Annotated in this window: 2 protein-coding genes; one reads left to right on the plus strand and one right to left on the minus strand. The window is 56.7% G+C overall.

Annotation, left to right across the window (positions count from 1 at the left end):
• Window positions 1-737: 737 nt before the first annotated feature.
• Window positions 738-2,774 carry an RICIN domain-containing protein gene (locus IDH41_RS30900; protein ID WP_190868181.1) on the minus strand — a complete coding sequence of 679 codons (2,037 nt, stop codon included), beginning with the start codon at window positions 2,772-2,774 and terminating at the stop codon, window positions 738-740.
• A gap of 404 nt (window positions 2,775-3,178) precedes the next feature.
• On the opposite strand from IDH41_RS30900, the gene IDH41_RS30905 reads away from it, so the two are divergent.
• Window positions 3,179-3,570 (plus strand): ABC transporter substrate-binding protein (locus tag IDH41_RS30905; RefSeq protein ID WP_223830214.1); only part of this gene is annotated, 392 nt, incomplete at its 3' end.

Genomic DNA, 3,570 nt, shown 5'->3' on the forward strand with positions numbered 1-3,570 from the left:
CAACCCGCCAACCCGCCAACCCGCCAACCCGCCAACCCGCCAACCCGCCAACCCGCCAACCCGCCAACCCGCCAACCCGCCAACCCACCATCCCACCAACCCACCAACCCACTAACCCACCAACCCACCAATCCACCAACCCGCCAACCCGCCAACCCACCAACCCACCAACCCACCAACCCACAACCCACAACCCACAACCCACAACCCACAACCCACAACCCACAACCCACAACCCACAACCCACAACCCACAACCCACAACCCACCAACCAATCTAACCGCCATCAGCCCTCGGCTATGCGGCTAATCACGGTTTAGACTGGATTTCATCCAGTCAAATGAAAGGAATACCCGACAGAGGGGAGGTTTGATTGGATAACGTACAGTCAAATCGCCGCATGAGAGTGACTTAATCCCCCAATGCTCCCTTTTGCCTGTATAAACTCCAATCAAACTATAATCCGAGCGACGATCCGGCCGTTTGGTTGGATAAAATCCACTCAAAGTTGCCCTGAGCGCAGACTCCCCAGCATTTTGCCGCAAAGACAATCCGAATCCAAAGCCAACCGTTTCAGCGTTCAAATTGCATCATTACATTCATTCATGCGTTAGAAGGGCACAGATCACGCTAGCCTAGATCACGCAGGCCCAGATCACGCGAGCCCACGCCCGAAGCACGATGGCGTAGACCGCGTAACTCTCGTGCGGCAAGTAGATTCCGGTAGCCGCGGCGGGTCAGCTGACCCGGACGAGCTTCCAGCGCTGGGCGCCGCCCGCGAGGTCATCCCAAATTTGCACGTTCGTGCCGTTGGCTGTGCCGGAGCCCGCCACGTCGAGCGCGCGGCCGCTGTTCGCGTCGATGAGCTTCATATAGCCGCTGCCGGTATCCACGATCCGCCAATGTTGGCTGGAATAGTCCCAAATCTGCACGTTCGAGCCGTTCGCGGTACCCCATGCGTCGACCTCCAGCGCTTTGCCGCTATGCACGTTGATCAGCTTGTAAGCGCCGCCGCCCACATGCGTCAGCTGCCACAACTGATTGGCCTGGCTGGCGCCTTCCGTCCAAATTTGCACGTTCGAGCCGTTCGCGGTACCCCATGCGTCGACCTCCAGCGCTTTGCCGCTGTTCGAATTGATGAGCTTGTAAATACCGCCGGACGCAACGCCGTTATAGGCATCGCTGCGGATAAATTCGACCCGGTCGATGTCCGCCCACTGGCTTGCGCTGCTGTTCGATACGTAAAAGCCGATCGTCGCCTGGCCGTTCGTCACGGCGATGTTCGAAATCGTCACCTGCGTCCAGTTGACGGTGACCGGGCATGCCGTTTGCCTCATCGCTCCGCCGTAATCCTTCGCTTCCATGATGCAGGCGTTCTGTCCGCCGCTGCTCCGCATATAGGCGCGCATCGTATAAGAGCCGTTGTCCAGACCGCTGATCGTCTGTCCGACATACGCGGTTGCAGGTCCGCTCGTACCTGCCAGTCCGATAAAATGATTGCCGTCCGCCGCCGGCAACCCGACTCCGTCATTCGTGCCATGGACCAGGATGCGTGCCGGAAAATCATCCCCATAGGTCGTCCAGCCGCTGACGTTCGCCGTCTCGAAGCCGGGGTTCGTGACCAAATTCGTATTGGACGGCGTCACGGCATGACCGAAACGGACGTATACGCCGCTGCTCGGATAATTGGCGCTCGTCGCCGCGAGAACATGAGTGTCGTCGACCGGCAGCAGCGCGTTCCAATTGGCATTCGTCGTATTGCTGACCGGAAAAATATTCGTGCGGAACTGCCATGTCGCGCCGTTGTCCGCGCTGATCATCGTGTACATGGAGGAGTAGGCGTCGCCCGTGTTGACGCTGTCGTTATCGGTTTGGAAGGAGGCGAGCAGCCGGCCGTCGCCGAGCCTCGCGACAAAAGGCGCGCCGGCTTTTTTGCCGGTCTTGGAGGGGATGTACAAGGTTTGCCTTGGGACATTCCAGTTATAACCATCGTCGGATATTTTGTATTTGACGACAAAAGGATGTCCGGCCACGTCGGTCGCTTCGAAAACGAGCATGTACTTGCCGTTCGCCATTTGCGTGACGACCGGCATGCCGTCCCTCGAGCCGGCCGCGACGCCGTCGCTGACGACGCTTCCCGATGACCAGCCGCTGCCCGTCCATGTTTTCATCATAAGCTTTTGCTGGCCTGTCGTTCCTACGGCGGCGGGGCTGTCGTCCGCGTAATGGACGGCTACGGTATTGCCGATCATGATGAGATGAGGCTCCCATAAGCCTTTGAACGAATTCGCGGTCGTCATCCCGATTTGCCCGTTCGCCAGATCGGACCACGTGACGCCGCCGTCGGTGCTTTTTTTGGTGCGGAGGTAGGTCGTGTAGGTGCTTCCGGATTGGACGACCAGCCGGTAGGAAAGCCATATTTCGCCGCTAGGAAGCTGGAGCATTTGACCGTTGCCGACGTTGCCGCTTGCATCCGCCGCCGCCGTGACCGCGGCCGACCAGCTATGTCCCCCGTCCTTGCTGCGGGACACCATGACCCGCGTATTGCCGCCGCCGGCGTTCGTGTCGAAGGAGGCGAGAATCTCGTTGTTGCTCAGCTTGAGCAGCCGGGGATACCAGACTCCGCCGCTTGACGGCGCGAAGACGGTCGCGGTATTGGCCGGCCACGCCATCCCGGGCGCCGCGAACAGCTTGAAGCCGGGCAGGAGGATGCTTGCGAGGATGAGAAGGGCGAGCGATAAAGCGGTTATTTTGACCTTTTTTCGAACGTGCATGGGATCATCTCCTTAGCGATAAAATAATCGAATCAGGGAAACGAGAGACTTGCATCAGCTCCTCCCGCAATAATGTAAGCGCTTCGAATTGGATTATAACGGATGTTAGTATTTAAATATATACTAAGATTAGTATAGAAAGATTTGGATGGGTCTTTTGGTGTAAGAGATTTGTCAAAATGCCTGTAAACAAAGACTTTCTACATTATTCGTCATGCGCTGTTCGGATGGGGAGATGAAGTTGATGACTGAGTGAGGTGAATTTTATACTAAATACAGTATTTAAAAGTATAACAATATAATTTAGAATGAGGGTGCATTCAAGGAAGCGTTTGCATAATTCGTCTGCGAATGCGCACCGGCAAGAAATGGGGAAATTCAAAAAAAGGGAGGCGTCTTAAGAAATGATGAAAAAAGGGCCAATGCGCTTATCGCTCGTACTTACGCTGTGCGCCGGCATGCTGATGTCGGCATGCTCGTCGGGCGGAGGAACGAATAACAATGCGGGGGGAAATGCGGGCAATGCGCCGGACAACGCGGCGAACGCGCCGAAGGAGCAGGTGGAAATATCGTTCATGGGCCACGGCAGCCCGCAGGAGAAGGATATTTTCACAAAGCTGATCAAGTCGTACGAAACGAAATATCCGAACGTGAAGGTGGAATATACGAGCGTACCGCCGGCGGAGTACAACCAGAAGCTGTCGACGCTTGTGGCGTCGGGCAAGACGCCGGACGTGTTCTACGTGTCGGGGCCGCAGTTTTTCAAATTCGCGGAGGCGGGGACGATCCAGAACCT

This window comes from Paenibacillus arenilitoris, assembly GCF_014705655.1.
Taxonomy (GTDB): Bacteria; Bacillota; Bacilli; order Paenibacillales; family Paenibacillaceae; genus Pristimantibacillus; species Pristimantibacillus arenilitoris.